The sequence below is a fragment of the Enterobacter sp. MGH 24 genome, assembly GCF_000493015.1.
Classification (GTDB): Bacteria; Pseudomonadota; Gammaproteobacteria; order Enterobacterales; family Enterobacteriaceae; genus Enterobacter.
In genome coordinates this window covers 1260474-1282626 of the sequence record NZ_KI535657.1, presented here as the reverse complement: position 1 = coordinate 1282626, position 22153 = coordinate 1260474, and the positions used below count along the sequence as shown (strand labels likewise).

Genomic DNA, 22153 nt, shown 5'->3' with positions numbered 1-22153 from the left:
CGGGCATAAAGCATTAGCCAGTGTTACGCATACCCGCCGCAACGCCTGCAATCGTCACCATCAACGCCTGTTCAACACGCGGATCCGGCTCTTTACCTTCTTCTTCCGCCAGACGCGAACGGTGCAGCAGTTCTGCCTGCAGGACGTTCAGCGGGTCGGTGTAGATGTTACGCAGCTGGATAGACTCTGCAATCCACGGCAGGTCCGCCATCAGATGTGAGTCGTTGGCGATGTCCAGCACCACTTTGATGTCGCCTTCCAGCAGTTCGCGCAGCTCTTTACCCAGCGCCCACAGCTCAGGTTTCACCAGACGCTGATCGTAGTATTCCGCCAGCCACAGGTCCGCTTTCGAGAAGACCATCTCCAGCATGCCCAGACGGGTAGAGAAGAATGGCCAGTCGCGGCACATGGTTTCCAGTTCGTTTTGTTTACCGTCTTCCACCACTTTTTGCAGCGCGGCACCGGCACCCAGCCAGGCGGGCAGCATCAAACGGTTCTGCGTCCAGGCGAAAATCCACGGGATTGCGCGCAGAGACTCTACGCCACCGGTTGGGCGGCGCTTCGCAGGACGTGAGCCCAGCGGCAGTTTACCCAGCTCCTGCTCAGGCGTAGCCGAGCGGAAGTAAGGGACGAAATCTTTGTTTTCACGCACGTAGCCGCGGTACAGATCGCAGGAGATATCAGACAGTTCGTCCATGATATGGCACCAGGATGCTTTCGGCTCCGGCGGCGGCAGCAGGTTCGCTTCCAGAATAGCGCTGGTATAGAGCGACAGGCTGCTGATGGTCACTTCCGGCAGGCCGTACTTGAAGCGGATCATCTCGCCCTGCTCGGTGACGCGCAGGCCGCCTTTCAGGCTTCCCGGCGGCTGTGACAGCAGCGCCGCGTGTGCTGGCGCGCCGCCACGGCCAATTGAACCACCGCGTCCGTGGAACAGGGTCAGTTCAATACCGGCTTTCTCGCAGGTTTTGATCAGTGCGTCCTGCGCCTGATACTGCGCCCAGGATGCCGCCATCACGCCCGCGTCTTTTGCGGAGTCTGAATAGCCGATCATCACCATCTGCTTGCCCTGAATAAAGCCGCGGTACCAGTCGATGTTCAGCAACTGCGTCATCACGTCGTTGGCGTTGTTCAGGTCGTCGAGGGTCTCAAACAGCGGGGCGACCGGCAGAGCGTAGTCGATTCCCGCTTCCTTCAGCAGCAGGTGAACGCCCAGCACGTCGGACGGGGTCTTCGCCATGGAGATCACATAGGCGGCCACCGATCCTTTCGGCGCATCAACGATCGCTTTACAGGTGTTGAGCACTTCGCGGGTTTCGTTACTTGGCTCCCAGTTGCGCGGCAGCAGAGGGCGCTTCGAGTTCAGCTCGCGGATCAGGAAGGCCTGTTTGTCGGCTTCGGACCAGCTTTCATAATCGCCGATGCCGAGATAGCGGGTCAGCTCGCCCAGCGCTTCGGTATGACGGGTACTTTCCTGACGTACGTCGATACGCACCAGCGGCACGCCGAAACACTTCACGCGGCGCAGGGTGTCGAGCAGTTCGCCATTGGCGATGATGCCCATCCCGCATGCCTGCAGTGATTTATAACAGGCGTACAGCGGCTCCCAGAGCTGTTCGTTCTGGCTGAGCAGCCCTTCTGGTTTTGGCAGGCGCTGACCTTTCAGACGCGCTTCCAGCCAGGCCTGAGTGGCCATCAGCTGACCACGCAGTTTTTTCATCAGGAAACGGTACGGCTCGCTGGCACCTTCTTCCCCGGCCAGCGCGCGCAGTTCAGGCGTCGCCTCAACCATCGACAGCTCGGAGATCAGCACCTGAATGTCTTTCAGGAACAGGTCGGTCGCTTTCCAGCGGCTCAGCAGCAGGACGTGACGGGTGATTTCCGCGGTCACGTTCGGGTTACCGTCGCGGTCGCCGCCCATCCAGGAGGTGAAGCGCACCGGAACAAAGTCGACCGGCAGGCGGTAGCCCAGGTTCTCTTCCAGCTGTTCGTTCAGCTCGCGGAGGTAGTTAGGCACCCCTTCCCACAGGCTGTTTTCCACCACCGCAAAGCCCCATTTGGCTTCGTCTACCGGGCTTGGGCGATGCTTACGAATTTCATCGGTGTGCCAGGACTGGGCAATTAGCTGGCGCAGACGGCGCATCAGCTGGTTGCGTTCGTAGTCGGCAATGTCTTTATTATCCAGTTGCTTGAGGCAGTTGTTCACTTCCACCATTTTGTGGATCAGGGTGCGGCGGGTAATTTCGGTTGGGTGAGCTGTCAGCACCAGCTCCAGCGAAAGCGACTCCACCGCTTTTTTGATGGTGGCTTCGTTGAGGTCTGTCTGGTCTTTCAGTTTACGAAGGGTGCGGGCAATGACTTCCGGGTTGCTGGCCGCTTCGCCGTTAGGCGAAATGCTGTGGTATTGCTCAGCGGTATTTGCCAGGTTCAGGAACTGGCTGAATGCGCGTGCAACGGGCAGCAGCTCATCGTTAGAAAGGTTCTGCAAGGTGGTGAGCAGCTCCTGACGACTGGCCTCGTTACCTGAACGGGAAGATTTAGACAGCTTGCGGATGGTTTCAACGCGGTCGAGGATGTTCTCCCCCAACGCATCTTTGATGGTATCTCCAAGCACTTTGCCGAGCATACTGACATTACTACGCAACGCGGAATATTGTTCGTTCATAAAAACCCAGTCACCCCATCATTTTTGTTTATGCCCAGGCGAGAATCTTCTGGACATTATTTTGTCATCTCCCTTTATAAAGCCACGTAAAACCCCCGTCGTCAATTGCTGCGAAAACGGTTCAGCAAACGAATAAATGTGGGTAATTTACGAAATTTAATTCGTATTGCGTCAGATAAGAGATGCTTATGGGAATGTGACGGAGATCGCGGGATTTTCCCCTCTCTTCCGAGAGGGGAAAGGTCATTAATGCCAGCAGAAGTGATGCACAACCTGGGCGATCAGCTCGCGGGTGGGCTTGATGAAGCGGGTTTCCAGATATTCATCCGGCTGATGGGCCTGGTTGATGGAGCCCGGGCCGAGCACCAGCGTCGGGCATAGCGTCTGAATAAACGGCGCTTCGGTGCAGTAGTTCACCACGTCGGTTTTTTCGCCGAGCAGCTTTTCCACCACTTCGACCAGCTGATGATCCGGCGGGCATTCATAACCCGGGATCGGCGGATGCAGCTCGGAGACCGTCAGACGGCCCGGCCAGCGCTCGCTCACCGGGGCCAGTGCTTCATTCAGCAAGCCGTCGAGATCGCTCAGCGTCATGCCCGGCAGCGGGCGGATGTCCATATGCAGTTCGCAGCAGGCGCAGATACGGTTGGAGGCATCGCCGCCGTGCAGGCTGCCGAGGTTCAGCGTCGGATACGGCACGGTGAACGCCTCGTAGTGGTAACGCTCTTTCAGGTCGTCGCGCAGGGTCATGATGCGGCCGATGGCGTCATGCATCAGCTCGATGGCGTTGACGCCGCGCGCCGGGTCGCTGGAGTGGCCGGACTGGCCCAGCACGCGCACGGCGGTAGAAATATGGCCTTTGTGCGCGCGGATCGGCTGCAGAGAAGTCGGTTCGCCGATGATCGCGCAGTCCGGGCGAATCGAGGTGTTTTCAGAGAAGTAGCGCGCGCCCGCCATGCTGGTCTCTTCATCGGCGGTCGCCAGAATATAGAGCGGTTTTTTCAGCTTCGTCACGTCCACGTCACGCAGCGCGTCGAGGATAAAGGCGAAGAAGCCTTTCATGTCGGCGGTGCCCAGACCGTAGAGCTTGTTGTCGTGCTCGGTCAGAGTGAACGGGTCGCGCGTCCAGCGGCCATCGTCAAACGGTACGGTGTCGGTATGACCGGCCAGCAGCAGGCCACCTGCACCGGTTCCGGTGCTGGCGAGCAGGTTAAATTTGTGGCGTGTTCCGGGGACGGGCTGAACCTCAACGTTGAACCCAAGATCGCTAAACCAACCCGCCAGCAGATTGATTAAAGACTCATTGCTCTGATCCAGCGCTTCTTCCGTTGCGCTGATGGACGGTGTGGCAATCAGGGCGCGGTAGATCTCGATAAATGGCGGTAAGTTCATTTTCATTGTTGACACACCTTAGGTCGTGATAGTATCAATATTCATGCAATAAATGTGAATAAAAATACACTAACGTTGAGCATAAAGGAACCCGATGTTGAATACGCTGATTGTAGGCGCTAGCGGTTATGCGGGCGCAGAGCTTGTAAGCTACGTGAATCGCCATCCACATATGACCATAACCGCTTTGACCGTGTCAGCGCAAAGCAATGATGCAGGAAAGTTAATTTCCGATTTGCATCCGCAGCTTAAGGGCATTGTCGATCTGCCGCTGCAGCCAATGTCTGACATCAGCGAGTTTACCGACGGCGTCGACGTGGTGTTTTTAGCCACTGCGCACGAGGTCAGCCACGACCTGGCGCCGCAGTTCCTGGCGGCCGGCTGCGTGGTCTTTGACCTCTCTGGCGCGTTCCGCGTTAACGACGGCGCGTTTTACGAAAAATATTACGGCTTCACTCATCAGCACCCGGATCTGCTTGAAAAAGCGGTGTACGGCCTGGCGGAGTGGAGCGCAGACAAGCTGAAAGAAGCGGACCTGATTGCCGTGCCGGGCTGCTACCCGACGGCGGCGCAGCTTTCCCTGAAGCCGCTGATCGATGCAGGCCTGCTGGATCTCAACCAGTGGCCGGTGATCAACGCCACCAGCGGCGTGAGCGGAGCAGGGCGCAAAGCGGCTATCTCCAACAGCTTCTGCGAAGTGAGCCTTCAGCCGTATGGCGTGTTTAATCACCGTCATCACCCTGAAATCACCACTCATCTGGGCGCGGACGTGATTTTCACCCCGCACCTGGGCAGCTTCCCGCGTGGGATCCTCGAAACCATTACCTGCCGCCTGAAGCCCGGCGTGACCAAAGAGCAGGTGAACGAGGTCTTCACGCAGGCCTATGCGGATAAACCGCTGGTGCGCCTGTACGACAAAGGCGTGCCGGCGCTGAAAAATGTGGTCGGCCTGCCGTTCTGCGACATCGGCTTTGCCGTGCAGGGCGAGCATCTCATCGTTGTCGCCGCAGAAGATAACTTACTCAAAGGCGCTGCCGCACAGGCAATGCAGTGTGCAAATATTCGTTTCGGTTTCCCGGAAACGCAGGCTCTTATTTAAGGTGTGATGATGAACCCATTAATTATCAAACTCGGTGGTGTACTGCTGGACAGCGAAGAAGCGCTGGAGCGTCTGTTTACCGCGCTGGTGAACTATCGCGAATCACACCAGCGTCCGCTGGTGATTGTGCACGGCGGCGGCTGCGTGGTGGATGAGCTGATGAAAGGGCTCAACCTGCCGGTGAAAAAGAAGAACGGCCTGCGCGTCACGCCTGCTGACCAGATTGACATCATTACCGGTGCGCTGGCGGGTACGGCGAACAAAACGCTGCTGGCGTGGGCGAAGAAACACCACATCGCGTCCGTGGGTCTCTATCTGGGCGATGGCGACAGCGTAAAAGTGACCCAGCTCGACGAAGCGCTCGGCCACGTTGGACTGGCGCAGCCAGGTTCGCCTAAGCTGATTAACACTCTGCTGGAAGGCGGATTCCTGCCGGTGGTGAGCTCTATCGGTGTGACCGAAGAGGGTGAGCTGATGAACGTCAACGCGGACCAGGCGGCGACGGCACTGGCGGCAACGCTGGGTGCGGATCTGATCCTGCTCTCCGACGTGAGCGGCATTCTGGACGGTAAAGGCCAGCGCATTGCGGAAATGACGGCTGAGAAAGCCGAGCAGCTGATTGCTCAGGGCATTATTACCGACGGCATGATCGTCAAAGTGAACGCCGCGCTGGATGCCGCACGCACGCTGGGCCGCCCGGTGGATATCGCCTCCTGGCGTCACGCGGAGCAGCTCCCGGCGCTGTTTAACGGCACGCCGATTGGCACGCGTATTTTAGCGTAAGTTTTTATTGAATGACCGTAGGCCGGGTAAGCGAAGCGCCACCCGGCAGAACTAACGAATAAAGGAATCATGTTATGGCACTTTGGGGTGGGCGTTTTACACAGGCAGCGGATCAGCGGTTCAAACAGTTCAACGACTCTTTGCGCTTCGACTACCGCCTGGCCGAACAGGATATTGTCGGCTCTGTGGCCTGGTCCAAAGCGCTGGTGACGGTGGGCGTACTGACCGCAGACGAACAATTACGGCTGGAAGAAGCGCTGAATAATCTGCTGGAAGAGGTGCGTCTTAACCCGCAGCAGATCCTCGAAAGCGATGCTGAAGATATTCACAGCTGGGTGGAAGGCAAGCTTATCGACAAGGTCGGTCAACTGGGTAAAAAGCTGCACACCGGCCGTAGCCGTAACGACCAGGTCGCCACCGATCTGAAGCTGTGGTGTAAAGATACCGTCGGCGAACTGCTGGCGGCTAATCGTCAGCTGCAGACCGCGCTGGTGGAGACCGCACAGAATAATCAGGACGCGGTGATGCCGGGTTATACCCACCTGCAGCGCGCGCAGCCGGTGACCTTTGCGCACTGGTGTTTGGCCTACGTTGAGATGCTTGCGCGTGACGAAAGCCGCCTGCAGGATACGCTCAAGCGTCTGGACGTGAGCCCGCTGGGCAGCGGTGCTCTGGCCGGTACGGCGTATGAAATCGACCGTGAACAGCTGGCAGGCTGGCTGGGCTTTGCCTCCGCCACCCGTAACAGCCTGGACAGCGTCTCTGACCGCGACCACGTGCTGGAGCTGCTCTCAAACGCGTCTATCGGGATGGTGCACCTGTCGCGCTTTGCCGAAGACCTGATCTTCTTTAACTCTGGCGAAGCGGGCTTCGTCGAGCTGTCCGATCGCGTGACGTCCGGCTCTTCACTGATGCCGCAGAAGAAAAACCCGGACGCGCTGGAGCTGATCCGCGGCAAGTGTGGCCGCGTGCAGGGCGCGTTGACCGGCATGATGATGACCCTGAAAGGGCTGCCGCTGGCGTACAACAAAGATATGCAGGAAGACAAAGAAGGGCTGTTCGACGCCCTCGACACCTGGCTGGACTGCCTGCATATGGGCGCGCTGGTGCTGGACGGCATTCAGGTGAAACGTCCGCGCTGCCAGGAAGCGGCCCAGCAGGGTTATGCAAACTCTACCGAACTGGCGGATTATCTGGTGGCGAAAGGCGTACCGTTCCGTGAAGCGCACCATATTGTGGGTGAAGCGGTAGTGGAAGCCATTCGTCAGGGTAAACCGCTGGAAGATCTGGCGCTGGCCGACCTGCAGAAGTTCAGCGCGGTGATTGGAGACGATGTGTATCCGATTCTGGCCCTGCAGTCTTGTCTGGACAAGCGTGCGGCGAAAGGCGGCGTGTCGCCGAAGCAGGTGGCGCAGGCGATTTCGGATGCGAAAAACCGGCTGGTTTGATTTGTGCGGGCGGGTGCCCTCACCCCGGCCCTCTCCCACAGGGAGAGGGAGAAAAACAGAGCCTGGCTTAGTGCCAGGCTTTTTTTACGCAAAAAAAAAGCGGACCACGGGGTCCGCAAAAGTTCACGTTGGCTTTAGTTGTTCGAGTTTTGAGAGAAACTCGCTGACGGTGCGGGGACGTCAAGGGTCAAACACGTGCCGCCTCGTCTATGTGGTGTATTATTCAACAGAATGCTTGATAGGGATAATCGTTCGTTGCTATGCTATCTATCGCCATGAACTATCGTGGCGACGGAGGATGAATAATGAATATTCGTGATCTTGAATACCTGGTAGCGTTAGCCGAGCATCGTCACTTTCGCCGCGCGGCAGATTCCTGCCACGTCAGCCAGCCCACGCTGAGCGGTCAGATCCGCAAGCTGGAAGACGAGCTGGGCGTGATGCTGCTGGAGCGCACCAGTCGTAAGGTTCTGTTCACACAGGCAGGTCTTCTGCTGGTGGATCAGGCGCGCACCGTGCTGCGCGAGGTCAAAGTGCTCAAGGAAATGGCAAGCCAGCAGGGGGAGGCGATGTCCGGCCCGCTGCATATTGGCCTGATCCCAACCGTTGGCCCGTACCTGTTGCCGCACATCATTCCGATGCTGCACCAGACGTTCCCGAAACTCGAAATGTACCTGCACGAAGCGCAAACCCATCAGCTTCTGGCGCAGCTGGACAGCGGCAAGCTCGACTGCGCCATTCTGGCGCTGGTGAAAGAGAGCGAAGCGTTTATTGAAGTGCCGCTGTTCGATGAGCCGATGATGCTGGCGATCTATGAAGATCACCCGTGGGCGAACCGCGATCGCGTGCCGATGGCCGATCTGGCCGGTGAAAAGCTGCTGATGCTGGAAGATGGCCACTGCCTGCGCGATCAGGCGATGGGTTTCTGCTTCGAAGCGGGTGCGGATGAGGATACCCATTTCCGCGCAACCAGCCTGGAGACGCTGCGTAATATGGTCGCGGCGGGAAGCGGTATTACGCTGCTGCCTGCGCTGGCCGTGCCGCGCGAGCGTAAACGTGATGGCGTGGTTTATCTGCCGTGCATTAAGCCGGAGCCGCGTCGCACGATCGGCCTGGTTTATCGTCCGGGTTCACCGCTGCGCAGCCGCTATGAGCAGCTGGCAGAGGCCATCCGCGGTTCGATGGATGGCCATTTCGACAGCGCGTTAAAACAGGCGGTTCAGGCCGTTTAGTGCCGCTACCCGGTAGGCTTCCGCCATAGTTGGGTAGTTAAAGGTGGTGTTAACGAAGTACTCAATGGTGTTACCACCACCTTTCTGCTCCATTATCGCCTGGCCGATATGAATGATTTCCGCCGCGCGTTCACCGAAGCAGTGAATGCCGAGGATCTCTTTCGTCTCGCGGTGGAACAGGATCTTCAGCGTCCCCACGCTCATACCCACGATTTGCGCCCGCGCCAGATGTTTAAACTGCGCACGACCCACCTCGTAAGGCACCTTCATTGACGTCAGCTGCTGCTCGGTTTTCCCGACTGAACTGATTTCCGGGATGGTATAGATGCCCGTCGGGATATCTTCAATCAGATGCGCCGTCGCTTCGCCTTTTACCAGCGCCTGTGCGGCAATGCGTCCTTGGTCGTAAGCGGCAGAGGCCAGGCTTGGGTAACCAATCACGTCGCCGACCGCGTAAACGTGCGGCAGGGCGGTCTGGTACATGCTGTTGACCTTCAGCTGACCGCGGCTATCGGTTTCAAGACCGATGTTCTGCAATTGCAGTGAATCGGTGTTGCCGGTACGGCCGTTGGCGTACAGCAGACAGTCTGCTTTCAGCTTTTTACCGGACTTCAGGTGCATGATCACCCCGTCGTCACAGCCTTCGATCTTCTCGTACTCTTCGTTGTGGCGAATCACCACGCCGCTGTTCCAGAAGTGGTAGGAGAGGGAGTCCGACATTTCCTGATCGAGGAACGCCAGCAGGCGGTCGCGGGTATTGATCAGGTCAACTTTGACGTCCATTCCGCGGAAGATCGACGCATATTCGCAGCCAATGACCCCTGCGCCATAGATAATGACGTGGCGGGGTTCATGATGCAGGCTCAGAATCGAGTCGCTGTCGTAGACGCGCGGGTGCGAGAAGTCCACGTCTGCCGGATGGTACGGACGTGAACCGCAGGCAATCACAAATTTTTCAGCCGTGATGGTTTCAACCGAACCGTCGTGGCATTCGAGTGCCAGGGTGTGTTCATCCACAAAATGCGCGTTGCCCTGCAAAATCTCACAGTGGTTACGCTCATAAAACCCCTGACGCATGCGCGTCTGCTGGTTAATAACGGTATCCGCGTGATTCAGGATGTCAGCAAAAGATGAACGAAGAAGTCGGGAGTGGTCGCTGTAAAGAGGGTTCTGGTTAAATTCGATAATGCGGCTAACGGCGTGGCGGAGGGCTTTCGAAGGGATGGTGCCCCAGTGGGTGCAACCGCCGCCGACATTATGGTAGCGCTCAATGACCGCTACTCTGGCTCCCTGTTTCACCAGACCCATAGCAGCACCTTCGCCGCCGGGGCCGGAACCAATAACTATTGCGTCGTAATCGTAGGAATGTGGCATGGCAAGGCTTACCTGTTCTTATACATAAAAGCAACAGAATCATAACATCATTGCCAGAGTAACCCAATTATCGTTGTGCTTTTTTCCGGCAGTGGAGCACAAACCGCACGTAAACAATCATTCACAAAGCCAGGCAAACAGATTAATTTTATTCTCTGGTATAGTGCCATCAGGCCTTTGGAAGGATTCAACTATCGTGATGGGCGTAAGAGCACAACAAAAAGAGAAAACCCGGCGTTCGCTGGTGGAAGCCGCATTCAGTCAACTGAGTGCTGAGCGGAGTTTTGCCAGTTTGAGCCTGCGCGAAGTCGCACGCGAGGCCGGGATTGCGCCAACGTCCTTCTATCGTCATTTCCGTGACGTGGATGAACTGGGCCTGACCATGGTCGACGAGAGCGGTTTAATGCTGCGCCAGCTGATGCGCCAGGCGCGTCAGCGTATCGCCAAAGGGGGCAGCGTGATCCGCACCTCCGTATCGACCTTTATGGAATTTATCGGCAATAACCCCAACGCGTTTCGTCTGTTACTGCGCGAGCGTTCGGGCACGTCGGCGGCGTTTCGTGCCGCCGTCGCGCGTGAAATTCAGCACTTCATCGCGGAACTTGCCGACTATCTTGAACTCGAAAACCATATGCCGCGTGCGTTTACTGAAGCACAGGCCGAGGCGATGGTGACGATTGTTTTCAGCGCGGGTGCCGAAGCGCTGGATGTCAGCATTGAACAACGCAAACAGCTCGAAGAGCGACTGGTATTGCAGCTCAGGATGATCTCCAAAGGCGCGTACTACTGGTATCGCCGTGAACAAGAGAAACTGGCACATCAAACCGAAGAGTGAAGGTGAGTAATGAAACAGTCAGGTCAGGATAAAGGGACGCTGTTGCTGGCATTGATCGCTGGCTTATCCATTAATGGTACGTTTGCGGCTATTTTTAGCTCAATCGTGCCGTTTTCGATTTTCCCGCTTATTGCGCTGGTGCTGACGGTTTACTGCCTGCATCAACGTTACCTGAACCGCACCATGCCGGTGGGGTTACCGGGGCTGGCCGCTGCCTGCTTTATTCTGGGCGTATTGCTGTATAGCACCGTGGTGCGCGCGGAGTATCCGGATATCGGCTCTAACTTCTTCCCTGCGGTACTGTCTGTGGCGCTGGTGTTCTGGATTGGTTCGCGCATGCGTAGCCGTAAGAGCCAGTTACCAGAGTAAAGGGTTTTGTCATTGTAGGCCGGATAAGCGAAGCGCCATCCGGCTTTTTTGGCAGGTGGCGCTTCGCTTACCTGCCCTACAAGGCTCACATTACTTCGCCGTGAGCAGTACGCCACACTCCATATGGTGCGTATACGGGAACTGATCGAACAGTGCCAGACGTTCAACCTTGTGCGTCTGGCCTAATGTTTCGAGGTTCTTGCACAGCGTCTCCGGGTTACAGGAGATGTATAAAATACGCGGGTACGCCTGCACCATCTTTTCGGTTTCGCTGTCCAGGCCGCTGCGCGGCGGGTCGACAAAAATCGTCTCACACTGGTAGCTCTTCAGATCGATCCCTTCCAGGCGGTTAAACTGGCGTACGCCGTTCATGGCCTGCGTGAACTCTTCTGCGGCCATACGAATGATCTGCACGTTGTCGATATGGTTAGCGGCAATGTTGTACTGCGCGGCGGCCACCGACGGCTTGGCGATTTCCGTTGCCAGGACGCGATCGAAGTTACGCGCCAGCGCCAGCGAGAAGTTGCCGTTACCGCAGTAGAGCTCAAGCAGATCGCCCGTTGACCCTTCCGTCGCCTTCAGCGCCCACTCCAGCATCTGCACGTTCATCGCGGCGTTCGGCTGGGTGAAGCTGTTCTCAACCTGGCGATACACCATCTCTTTACCCGCCACCGGCAGACGCTCGTCGATGTAGTCCTGATCCAACATGATTTTGGTTTTTGTCGCGCGGCCAATCAGGTGAACGTTGATGTTCTGCGCACGCAGCGCATCGCGCAGGGCTTCTGCCTGCTCGCGCCACTCGTCGTTAAGCGCTTTGTGATACAGCAGAGAGACAATCGCCTGATTGCTTTGCGTGGTCAGGTAGTCAATCTGGAACAGCTTGTTACGCAGTACCGGATTGTTGCGCACGCCGTCCATTATCAGCGTCATTAATTGGTTAATGAGCTCGCTCGCCGCCGGAAAGCTATCCACGCGGATACGGGACTTCGTCTGCTGATCGAAAATGATGTGGTACAGGTCGTCACCGTCGTGCCAGATGCGGAACTCGGCGCGCATGCGGTAATGGCTGACAGGGGAGCGGAACACCTCGGGAACGGGCGCGTTGAAAGGCGTCATCATACTCTGCAGGCGGACAACTTTCTCTGCCAGCTGCGCGTCGTACTGTTCTGTCGGGAGGTGTTCTGGGGTCATGATGCGTCCTGAGTGATAATGAATTACGCGGGGATTGTAGGCATTGTTCAGGGGATGTCCAGATTTAATGGCCAATAGCTGTCTGGACATCTATACGTGTCTAATTGTAGCATTCTGTTTCCGGTCTCCTGAGAGTGAAAAGGGAATCCAGTGTAAATCTGGAGCTGACGCGCAGCGGTAAAGTCTGGCGGGATGAGCGTTGTAGACACTGTGAAAATGGGAAGTCTTCATCCTTATATGCCACCTAGCCCGAAGACCTGCCGGGATCACGTCGCATTTGGTTTCATCATCGCGTGCTATCGATGAGGCCTGCGGCATCCTTCTTATATTGTGGATGCTTTAACAATGATTAAAAAAGTATCGCTGTTGACGGCGCTGTCCGTCACGGCATTTTCGGGCTGGGCGCAGGATAGCGCCGACTCGTTGGTGGTGACGGCAAATCGTTTTGAACAACCTGAAAAAACTATTCTGGCTGCAAACACGGTTGTTACGCGTGCCGATATTGACCGTTGGCAGTCAACCTCGGTCCTGGATGTTATGCGTCGCCTGCCCGGCGTGGATACGGCGCAAAGTGGTGGGATGGGGCAACTCTCTTCTCTCTTTATACGTGGCACCAACTCCAGCCACGTCCTGATTCTTGTTGATGGGATCCGCCTTAATCAGGCTGGCGTTACGGGGTCATCCGATCTCAGCCAGTTCCCGATCTCTCTGGTGCAGCGTATCGAATATGTGCGTGGTCCGCGTTCGGCGGTATACGGCTCGGACGCGATCGGCGGAGTTGTAAACATTATTACCACTCGCGCGAAGGACGGTACCACGCTGAATGCAGGTGTAGGGTCGCATGGTTACCAGAATTATGGCGGCAGTACTCAGCAAACATTGGGCGACAGCACGCGCGTCACGCTTGCGGGTGATTACACCTATACCAAAGGGTTTGATGTGGTTGCAGACGGCAACAATGGTGGTCTTGCCCAGACCGATCGCGACGGCTTTATGAATAAAACGCTCTATGGTGCACTGGATCACGCATTCTCGGAGCAGTGGAGCGGATTTGTTCGCGGCTTTGGCTACAGCAACCGTACCGCCTACGACGCTTACTACAGTTCATTTACCCCTAACGTACTGGTCGATACCCGCCAGCTCTATAGTCAGACCTGGGATGCAGGATTGCGCTTCAACGATGACATCTTCCATTCACAGTTGCTCACCAGCTATAGCCACAGCAAGGACTATAACTACGACCCAAATTTGGGCCGCTACGATTCGACAGCCACGCTGGATGAAATCAAACAGTACAACGTCCAGTGGATCAACTCCGTTGATGTTGGCCATGGAAACATTGGCGCGGGCGTTGACTGGCAGAAGCAGAGCACTGAACCGGGTACAAACTACGTGACCAACGGCTACGACCTGCGTAACACCGGCGTTTACCTGACCGGGTTGCAGCAGTTTGGTGACTTCACTCTGGAAGGCGCGGTTCGCAGCGATGACAACTCTCAGTTCGGTCGCCATGGTACCTGGCAAAGTAGTGCGGCCTGGGAGTTCGTGGAGGGTTACCGCTTTGTTGCTTCTTATGGTACGGCCTATAAAGCACCGAATCTGGGTCAACTTTATGGTTTATATGGCAATGACCATCTTGATCCAGAAGAGAGCAAGCAGTGGGAAGGTGCGTTTGAAGGCCTGACGGCGGGCGTGAGCTGGCGCGTCTCCGGCTACCGTAATGACGTTGATAATCTCATCGACTTCAATAATAACCTCCAGCAATATTACAACGTCGGTAAAGCACGCATCAAAGGTGTGGAAGCGACAGCATCATTTGATACGGGCCCGTTGACGCATACTGTAGGCTACGACTATGTGGATGCCCGCAATGCCGCAACCAACGAACTTCTGGACCGTCGTGCTAAACAGCAGGTGAAATATCAGCTCGATACGCAGATCTATGATTTCGACTGGAGCCTGACTTATCACTACCTCGGTACGCGTTACGACACTGACTTTGGTACTTATCCGTCTGAGAAAGTAAAAATGGGCGGTGTAAGCCTGTGGGATGTCGCAGTTTCGTATCCTGTCACCTCACATCTCACAGTTCGTGGTAAAATAGCCAACCTGTTCGATAAAGATTACGAGACAGTTTATGGCTACCAAACTGCAGGACGGGAATACACCTTGTCTGGCAGCTACACCTTCTAATCCGCGTCCCACCGTGCTGGTGTTTGATTCCGGCGTCGGTGGGCTTTCGGTCTATGATGAGATTCGGCATCTTCTGCCGGATCTCCATTACATCTACGCCTTCGATAACGTCGCTTTCCCGTACGGGGAAAAAAGCGAAGATTTTATTGTTGAGCGTGTGGTTGAAATCGTCACCGCCGTACAAAAGCGCTATCCCCTTGCGCTGGCCGTTATCGCCTGTAATACGGCGAGCACCGTTTCTCTTCCCGCCCTGCGTGAAAAATTCCCGTTCCCGGTTGTGGGTGTCGTTCCTGCAATAAAGCCTGCTGCGCGTCTGACGGCGAACGGCATTGTGGGGTTGCTGGCAACGCGAGGCACGGTGAAGCGTCCTTATACCCGCGAGCTGATCGATCGTTTTGCCAATGAATGCCAGATTGCGATGCTGGGTTCGGCTGAGCTGGTGGAGATGGCGGAAGCGAAGCTGCATGGAAAGGCGGTATCACTCGACGAGCTGCGTCGTATTCTTCGTCCGTGGCTGCGGATGCCCGAACCCCCGGATACCGTTGTGCTGGGCTGCACCCACTTCCCGCTATTACAGGAAGAGCTATTAGAGGTGCTGCCGGAAGGGACGCGCCTGGTGGATTCCGGTGCCGCTATCGCCCGTCGCACCGCATGGCTGCTGGAGCATGAAGCGCCAGATGCGAAATCTACCGATGCGAATATCGCGTTTTGTATGGCCCTCACGAAAGAGACTGAGCAACTTTTACCCGTTTTACGCCGTTATGGCTTTGAAACGCTCGAAAAACTGGCGCTGTAGCACGGTTTTGAGCAAAAAAGAGACGGTTGAAAGTTTTTTTTAAAAGAGGGGTTGTCAACGTCTGAGAACTCCCTATAATGCGCCTCCACTGACACGGAACAACGGCTTACAGGCCGCCGGGTTAGCGGGGTTCAGAGATGAACGCCAGCAGAGAAAAGCGAAAATAATTGCTTGACTCTGAATGAGGAAAACGTAATATACGGGACCTCGCAACGGTGAGCGAAAGCCGCGTTGCACTGCTCTTTAACAATTTATCAGACAATCTGTGTGGGCACTCAAAGTGACATGGATTCTTAACGTCCTCGGACGAAAAATGAATACCAAGTCTCTGAGTGAACATACGTAATTCATTACGAAGTTTAATTCACGAGCATCAAACTTAAATTGAAGAGTTTGATCATGGCTCAGATTGAACGCTGGCGGCAGGCCTAACACATGCAAGTCGAGCGGCAGCGGGAAGTAGCTTGCTACTTTGCCGGCGAGCGGCGGACGGGTGAGTAATGTCTGGGAAACTGCCTGATGGAGGGGGATAACTACTGGAAACGGTAGCTAATACCGCATAACGTCGCAAGACCAAAGAGGGGGACCTTCGGGCCTCTTGCCATCAGATGTGCCCAGATGGGATTAGCTAGTAGGTGGGGTAACGGCTCACCTAGGCGACGATCCCTAGCTGGTCTGAGAGGATGACCAGCCACACTGGAACTGAGACACGGTCCAGACTCCTACGGGAGGCAGCAGTGGGGAATATTGCACAATGGGCGCAAGCCTGATGCAGCCATGCCGCGTGTATGAAGAAGGCCTTCGGGTTGTAAAGTACTTTCAGCGGGGAGGAAGGTGTTGAGGTTAATAACCTCAGCAATTGACGTTACCCGCAGAAGAAGCACCGGCTAACTCCGTGCCAGCAGCCGCGGTAATACGGAGGGTGCAAGCGTTAATCGGAATTACTGGGCGTAAAGCGCACGCAGGCGGTCTGTCAAGTCGGATGTGAAATCCCCGGGCTCAACCTGGGAACTGCATTCGAAACTGGCAGGCTAGAGTCTTGTAGAGGGGGGTAGAATTCCAGGTGTAGCGGTGAAATGCGTAGAGATCTGGAGGAATACCGGTGGCGAAGGCGGCCCCCTGGACAAAGACTGACGCTCAGGTGCGAAAGCGTGGGGAGCAAACAGGATTAGATACCCTGGTAGTCCACGCCGTAAACGATGTCGACTTGGAGGTTGTGCCCTTGAGGCGTGGCTTCCGGAGCTAACGCGTTAAGTCGACCGCCTGGGGAGTACGGCCGCAAGGTTAAAACTCAAATGAATTGACGGGGGCCCGCACAAGCGGTGGAGCATGTGGTTTAATTCGATGCAACGCGAAGAACCTTACCTACTCTTGACATCCAGAGAACTTTCCAGAGATGGATTGGTGCCTTCGGGAACTCTGAGACAGGTGCTGCATGGCTGTCGTCAGCTCGTGTTGTGAAATGTTGGGTTAAGTCCCGCAACGAGCGCAACCCTTATCCTTTGTTGCCAGCGGTTCGGCCGGGAACTCAAAGGAGACTGCCAGTGATAAACTGGAGGAAGGTGGGGATGACGTCAAGTCATCATGGCCCTTACGAGTAGGGCTACACACGTGCTACAATGGCGCATACAAAGAGAAGCGACCTCGCGAGAGCAAGCGGACCTCATAAAGTGCGTCGTAGTCCGGATTGGAGTCTGCAACTCGACTCCATGAAGTCGGAATCGCTAGTAATCGTAGATCAGAATGCTACGGTGAATACGTTCCCGGGCCTTGTACACACCGCCCGTCACACCATGGGAGTGGGTTGCAAAAGAAGTAGGTAGCTTAACCTTCGGGAGGGCGCTTACCACTTTGTGATTCATGACTGGGGTGAAGTCGTAACAAGGTAACCGTAGGGGAACCTGCGGTTGGATCACCTCCTTACCTTAAAGAACCTGCCTTTGCAGTGCTCACACAGATTGTCTGATGAAAAACAGCAGTAAAAATCTCTGCAGGCTTGTAGCTCAGGTGGTTAGAGCGCACCCCTGATAAGGGTGAGGTCGGTGGTTCAAGTCCACTCAGGCCTACCAAATTTTTGCTGATGCTGCGTTGCGGCGACACTCACATACTTCAGTATGCTTCGTGTCACCACGCCTTGCCTCAACAAAAATTACCGGTACAGAGGTTGGCAAAACGATGGGGCTATAGCTCAGCTGGGAGAGCGCCTGCTTTGCACGCAGGAGGTCTGCGGTTCGATCCCGCATAGCTCCACCATCTTTTACTGCGAACACAAGAAAACTTCAGAGTGAACCTGAAAAGGTGCACTGCGAAGTTTTGCTCTTTAAAAATCTGGATCAAGCTGAAAATTGAAACGACACACATGTTATGTGTGTTCGAGTCTCTCAAATTTTCGCAAGTCGATGATGAATCGAAAGAAACATCTTCGGGTTGTGAGGTTAAGCGACTAAGCGTACACGGTGGATGCCCTGGCAGTCAGAGGCGATGAAGGACGTGCTAATCTGCGAAAAGCGCCGGCGAGGTGATATGAACCTTTGACCCGGCGATGTCCGAATGGGGAAACCCAGTGTGATTCGTCACACTATCGTTAACTGAATACATAGGTTAACGAGGCGAACCGGGGGAACTGAAACATCTAAGTACCCCGAGGAAAAGAAATCAACCGAGATTCCCCCAGTAGCGGCGAGCGAACGGGGAGCAGCCCAGAGTCTGAATCAGCTTGTGTGTTAGTGGAAGCGTCTGGAAAGTCGCACGGTACAGGGTGACAGTCCCGTACACGAAAACACACAGGTTGTGAACTCGAAGAGTAGGGCGGGACACGTGGTATCCTGTCTGAATATGGGGGGACCATCCTCCAAGGCTAAATACTCCTGACTGACCGATAGTGAACCAGTACCGTGAGGGAAAGGCGAAAAGAACCCCGGCGAGGGGAGTGAAAAAGAACCTGAAACCGTGTACGTACAAGCAGTGGGAGCACCTTCGTGGTGTGACTGCGTACCTTTTGTATAATGGGTCAGCGACTTATATTCTGTAGCAAGGTTAACCGTATAGGGGAGCCGAAGGGAAACCGAGTCTTAACTGGGCGTTAAGTTGCAGGGTATAGACCCGAAACCCGGTGATCTAGCCATGGGCAGGTTGAAGGTTGGGTAACACTAACTGGAGGACCGAACCGACTAATGTTGAAAAATTAGCGGATGACTTGTGGCTGGGGGTGAAAGGCCAATCAAACCGGGAGATAGCTGGTTCTCCCCGAAAGCTATTTAGGTAGCGCCTCGTGAACTCATCTTCGGGGGTAGAGCACTGTTTCGGCTAGGGGGCCATCCCGGCTTACCAACCCGATGCAAACTACGAATACCGAAGAATGTTATCACGGGAGACACACGGCGGGTGCTAACGTCCGTCGTGAAGAGGGAAACAACCCAGACCGCCAGCTAAGGTCCCAAAGTCATGGTTAAGTGGGAAACGATGTGGGAAGGCACAGACAGCCAGGATGTTGGCTTAGAAGCAGCCATCATTTAAAGAAAGCGTAATAGCTCACTGGTCGAGTCGGCCTGCGCGGAAGATGTAACGGGGCTAAACCATGCACCGAAGCTGCGGCAGCGACACTTAGGTGTTGTTGGGTAGGGGAGCGTTCTGTAAGCCGTTGAAGGTGTGCTGTGAGGCATGCTGGAGGTATCAGAAGTGCGAATGCTGACATAAGTAACGATAAAGCGGGTGAAAAGCCCGCTCGCCGGAAGACCAAGGGTTCCTGTCCAACGTTAATCGGGGCAGGGTGAGTCGACCCCTAAGGCGAGGCCGAAAGGCGTAGTCGATGGGAAACAGGTTAATATTCCTGTACTTGGTGTTACTGCGAAGGGGGGACGGAGAAGGCTATGTTAGCCGGGCGACGGTTGTCCCGGTTTAAGCATGTAGGCGGAACGATTAGGTAAATCCGGTCGTTTATTAACGCTGAGGTGTGATGACGAGGCACTACGGTGCTGAAGTAACAAATGCCCTGCTTCCAGGAAAAGCCTCTAAGCATCAGGTAACACGAAATCGTACCCCAAACCGACACAGGTGGTCAGGTAGAGAATACCAAGGCGCTTGAGAGAACTCGGGTGAAGGAACTAGGCAAAATGGTGCCGTAACTTCGGGAGAAGGCACGCTGATATGTAGGTGAAGCCCCTGCGGGTGGAGCTGAAATCAGTCGAAGATACCAGCTGGCTGCAACTGTTTATTAAAAACACAGCACTGTGCAAACACGAAAGTGGACGTATACGGTGTGACGCCTGCCCGGTGCCGGAAGGTTAATTGATGGGGTTAGCGGCAACGCGAAGCTCTTGATCGAAGCCCCGGTAAACGGCGGCCGTAACTATAACGGTCCTAAGGTAGCGAAATTCCTTGTCGGGTAAGTTCCGACCTGCACGAATGGCGTAATGATGGCCAGGCTGTCTCCACCCGAGACTCAGTGAAATTGAACTCGCTGTGAAGATGCAGTGTACCCGCGGCAAGACGGAAAGACCCCGTGAACCTTTACTATAGCTTGACACTGAACACTGGTCCTTGATGTGTAGGATAGGTGGGAGGCTTTGAAGCGTGGACGCCAGTCTGCGTGGAGCCAACCTTGAAATACCACCCTTTAATGGCTGGTGTTCTAACGTAGACCCGTAATCCGGGTTGCGGACAGTGTCTGGTGGGTAGTTTGACTGGGGCGGTCTCCTCCCAAAGAGTAACGGAGGAGCACGAAGGTTAGCTAATCCTGGTCGGACATCAGGAGGTTAGTGCAATGGCATAAGCTAGCTTGACTGCGAGAGTGACGGCTCGAGCAGGTGCGAAAGCAGGTCATAGTGATCCGGTGGTTCTGAATGGAAGGGCCATCGCTCAACGGATAAAAGGTACTCCGGGGATAACAGGCTGATACCGCCCAAGAGTTCATATCGACGGCGGTGTTTGGCACCTCGATGTCGGCTCATCACATCCTGGGGCTGAAGTAGGTCCCAAGGGTATGGCTGTTCGCCATTTAAAGTGGTACGCGAGCTGGGTTTAGAACGTCGTGAGACAGTTCGGTCCCTATCTGCCGTGGGCGCTGGAGAATTGAGGGGGGCTGCTCCTAGTACGAGAGGACCGGAGTGGACGCATCACTGGTGTTCGGGTTGTCATGCCAATGGCATTGCCCGGTAGCTAAATGCGGAAAAGATAAGTGCTGAAAGCATCTAAGCACGAAACTTGCCCCGAGATGAGTTCTCCCTGAGACTTTAAGTCTCCTGAAGGAACGTTGAAGACTACGACGTTGATAGGTCGGGTGTGTAAGCGCAGCGATGCGTTGAGCTAACCGATACTAATGAACCGTGAGGCTTAACCTTACAACGCCGAAGCTGTTTCGGCGGATGAGACAGACACGATATTTTCAGCTTTGATACAGATTTAACAGAATTTGCCTGGCGGCTTTAGCGCGGTGGTCCCACCTGACCCCATGCCGAACTCAGAAGTGAAACGCCGTAGCGCCGATGGTAGTGTGGGGTCTCCCCATGTGAGAGTAGGGAACTGCCAGGCATCAAATTAAGTAGTAAGCCGGTGCATAAATCTGGTGGTTACAAGCAGTCTTCGGTGGAGCGGTAGTTCAGTCGGTTAGAATACCTGCCTGTCACGCAGGGGGTCGCGGGTTCGAGTCCCGTCCGTTCCGCCACTTATTAAGACATTAAGCCTGCCTAATTGGCAGGCTTAATGGCAAAAACTTTAGGGGCGTAGCTCAGTTGGTAGAGCACCGGTCTCCAAAACCGGGTGTCGCGAGTTCGAGTCTCTCCGCCCCTGCCATATAGAATCCTTTGCTTCGGCAAAGGATTTTTTTTTGCCTGAAACGCTGCAAAAAACGCTCTTCTTAATTTTCAGCCAGCATTCCTGCTGGCTGATGTATCAATCCATTACATTGATTTTTAACAGATCTTTTATCTGCGATTGCTTATCGCTGTTTTGCAGCCAAATTGCATATAGCGGCCTGGTAAGCGTGGTGGAATCCATCACGGTGTGCAGCCCCGCTTTAGTGTCTGCCCAGCTAACAGGTAACCAGGTACAACCTTTCAGCAGTGACAGCTGCTGACAGGCGATCTCTGCAGAGCTGGTCGTTAACTGCGGAACATCATCAGGTGCAATCAATCCCGTCTCATGCTGCTGGAAATCCGGCCCCCATTCCAGGCGTAAATAGGTCAGGTCAGCCTTCATCATCGAAGGTTCAGAGGCATAAAGCGCAAGGCCAAACTGCCCCACAATCTGGCTGCTAAATTCGTCCATCTTGGGTGCTTCGGTGGTGATCAGAAGATCAAGTTGACGCTCATGAAGTTGCTTAACCAGAGACTGCCGCTGTGCAATCCTGGCCTCAAATTGCAGGTGCCCGTGTGAGTGATATAGCCGGGTAAGCCACTGACTTAGCATGCATTCCCACAGAGAAGCGCTGGCCCCTATCGAGAACTCATTATGCCTCGAAGTATGTGCCACCTCTTTACGTGCCGCCTGCCAGGTATTCATCAGCGTTTCTGCGTACGGCAGCAGTTTCTCGCCGGCAGGCGTTAAGCGAATATTGTTGCGATGGCGGGTAAAAAGATTCACACCCAATTGATTTTCCAGCTGTCGAATACGAAAACTGACTGCTGACTGCGTCAGGTAAAGGGCTTCAGCTGCTCGCCCAAAGTGGCGTGTTCTGCTCACTTCAAGGAAAGTTTTAAGCAATTCCGTATCCACATCTTTCTCCGCAAAATTATTTGTCGTTATGATTTAAATGTTTTGTTTTACACTCTGTCAAGCGT

General features: G+C 55.1%; 13 protein-coding genes, 4 tRNA genes, 3 rRNA genes and 1 riboswitch. Of the genes, 15 read left to right on the top strand and 5 right to left on the bottom strand.

From position 1 onward, the window contains the following. Positions 1 to 13 precede the first annotated feature (13 nt). Both ppc and argE read right to left on the bottom strand, forming a co-directional pair. Positions 14 to 2665 carry a phosphoenolpyruvate carboxylase gene (gene ppc / locus L370_RS15720; RefSeq protein ID WP_023333844.1) on the bottom strand — a complete coding sequence of 884 codons (2652 nt, stop codon included), beginning with the start codon at positions 2663 to 2665 and terminating at the stop codon, positions 14 to 16. Positions 2666 to 2911: 246 nt separating this feature from the next. Continuing rightward, the gene (gene argE, locus L370_RS15725) at positions 2912 to 4063 is read right to left on the bottom strand and encodes an acetylornithine deacetylase (protein WP_023333843.1); all 1152 of its coding nucleotides are present in this window, start codon (positions 4061 to 4063) and stop codon (positions 2912 to 2914) included. 88 nt (positions 4064 to 4151) lie between these two features. On the opposite strand from argE, the gene argC reads away from it, so the two are divergent. The 4 genes from argC (at position 4152) to oxyR (ending at position 8619) form a co-directional block, all read left to right on the top strand. Next, entirely contained in the window at positions 4152 to 5156 is a 1005-nt protein-coding gene (argC, locus tag L370_RS15730; protein WP_023333842.1) for an N-acetyl-gamma-glutamyl-phosphate reductase, read from the top strand. 6 nt (positions 5157 to 5162) lie between these two features. Next, on the top strand, positions 5163 to 5939 hold the full coding sequence (gene argB, locus L370_RS15735; protein WP_155858022.1) for an acetylglutamate kinase: 777 nt from the start codon (positions 5163 to 5165) through the stop codon (positions 5937 to 5939). A 74-nt stretch (positions 5940 to 6013) separates the two neighbouring features. Next, positions 6014 to 7387: an argininosuccinate lyase gene (gene argH, locus L370_RS15740; protein WP_023333840.1), complete on the top strand. Its 1374-nt coding sequence runs from the start codon at positions 6014 to 6016 to the stop codon at positions 7385 to 7387. A 305-nt stretch (positions 7388 to 7692) separates the two neighbouring features. Next, the gene (oxyR, locus tag L370_RS15745; protein ID WP_023333839.1) at positions 7693 to 8619 is read left to right on the top strand and encodes a DNA-binding transcriptional regulator OxyR; all 927 of its coding nucleotides are present in this window, start codon (positions 7693 to 7695) and stop codon (positions 8617 to 8619) included. On the opposite strand, the gene sthA is transcribed toward oxyR, so the two are convergent. Further along, positions 8593 to 9993: a Si-specific NAD(P)(+) transhydrogenase gene (gene sthA / locus L370_RS15750; protein ID WP_023333838.1), complete on the bottom strand. Its 1401-nt coding sequence runs from the start codon at positions 9991 to 9993 to the stop codon at positions 8593 to 8595. The two genes, oxyR and sthA, sit on opposite strands and share 27 nt — an antisense overlap. 196 nt (positions 9994 to 10189) lie before the next feature. Between sthA and fabR the strand changes: the two genes are divergently transcribed. Then, positions 10190 to 10828: an HTH-type transcriptional repressor FabR gene (gene fabR / locus L370_RS15755; RefSeq protein WP_008501784.1), complete on the top strand. Its 639-nt coding sequence runs from the start codon at positions 10190 to 10192 to the stop codon at positions 10826 to 10828. 9 nt (positions 10829 to 10837) lie between these two features. Then, a complete protein-coding gene (locus L370_RS15760) occupies positions 10838 to 11197 on the top strand; it encodes a YijD family membrane protein (RefSeq protein WP_008501783.1) in 360 nt (119 codons plus the stop codon). A gap of 90 nt (positions 11198 to 11287) precedes the next feature. Here L370_RS15760 and trmA read toward each other — a convergent pair whose 3' ends face one another. Continuing rightward, positions 11288 to 12388, bottom strand: coding sequence for a tRNA (uridine(54)-C5)-methyltransferase TrmA (gene trmA, locus L370_RS15765; protein ID WP_023333837.1), 1101 nt, complete (start codon positions 12386 to 12388; stop codon positions 11288 to 11290). A gap of 104 nt (positions 12389 to 12492) precedes the next feature. Continuing rightward, positions 12493 to 12668, top strand: a riboswitch (cobalamin riboswitch). Between the two features lie 65 nt (positions 12669 to 12733). On the opposite strand from trmA, the gene btuB reads away from it, so the two are divergent. The 9 genes from btuB (at position 12734) to L370_RS15810 (ending at position 21167) form a co-directional block, all read left to right on the top strand. Further along, a complete protein-coding gene (gene btuB, locus L370_RS15770) occupies positions 12734 to 14581 on the top strand; it encodes a TonB-dependent vitamin B12 receptor BtuB (protein WP_023333836.1) in 1848 nt (615 codons plus the stop codon). Further along, positions 14526 to 15377 (top strand): glutamate racemase, encoded by an 852-nt coding sequence (gene murI, locus L370_RS15775; protein WP_023333835.1) that lies wholly within the window; start codon positions 14526 to 14528, stop codon positions 15375 to 15377. The genes btuB and murI overlap by 56 nt, the downstream gene beginning before the upstream one ends. Before the next feature lie 381 nt (positions 15378 to 15758). Beyond that, positions 15759 to 17300 (top strand): 16S ribosomal RNA (locus L370_RS15780). 69 nt (positions 17301 to 17369) lie between these two features. Continuing rightward, positions 17370 to 17446: transfer RNA gene (locus tag L370_RS15785), tRNA-Ile, on the top strand. A gap of 108 nt (positions 17447 to 17554) precedes the next feature. Further along, positions 17555 to 17630 (top strand) — tRNA-Ala (locus tag L370_RS15790). A gap of 180 nt (positions 17631 to 17810) precedes the next feature. After that, positions 17811 to 20716 (top strand): 23S ribosomal RNA (locus L370_RS15795). 74 nt (positions 20717 to 20790) lie between these two features. Further along, positions 20791 to 20906, top strand: a 5S ribosomal RNA gene (rrf, locus tag L370_RS15800). The 16S, 23S and 5S rRNA genes sit together here with 4 tRNA genes alongside, the layout of an rRNA operon. 56 nt (positions 20907 to 20962) lie before the next feature. Next, positions 20963 to 21039 (top strand) — tRNA-Asp (locus L370_RS15805). A gap of 52 nt (positions 21040 to 21091) precedes the next feature. Then, a tRNA-Trp gene (locus tag L370_RS15810) sits at positions 21092 to 21167 on the top strand. Between the two features lie 99 nt (positions 21168 to 21266). Here L370_RS15810 and hdfR read toward each other — a convergent pair. Continuing rightward, entirely contained in the window at positions 21267 to 22088 is an 822-nt protein-coding gene (gene hdfR / locus L370_RS15815; protein ID WP_023333834.1) for an HTH-type transcriptional regulator HdfR, read from the bottom strand. Positions 22089 to 22153 lie beyond the last annotated feature (65 nt).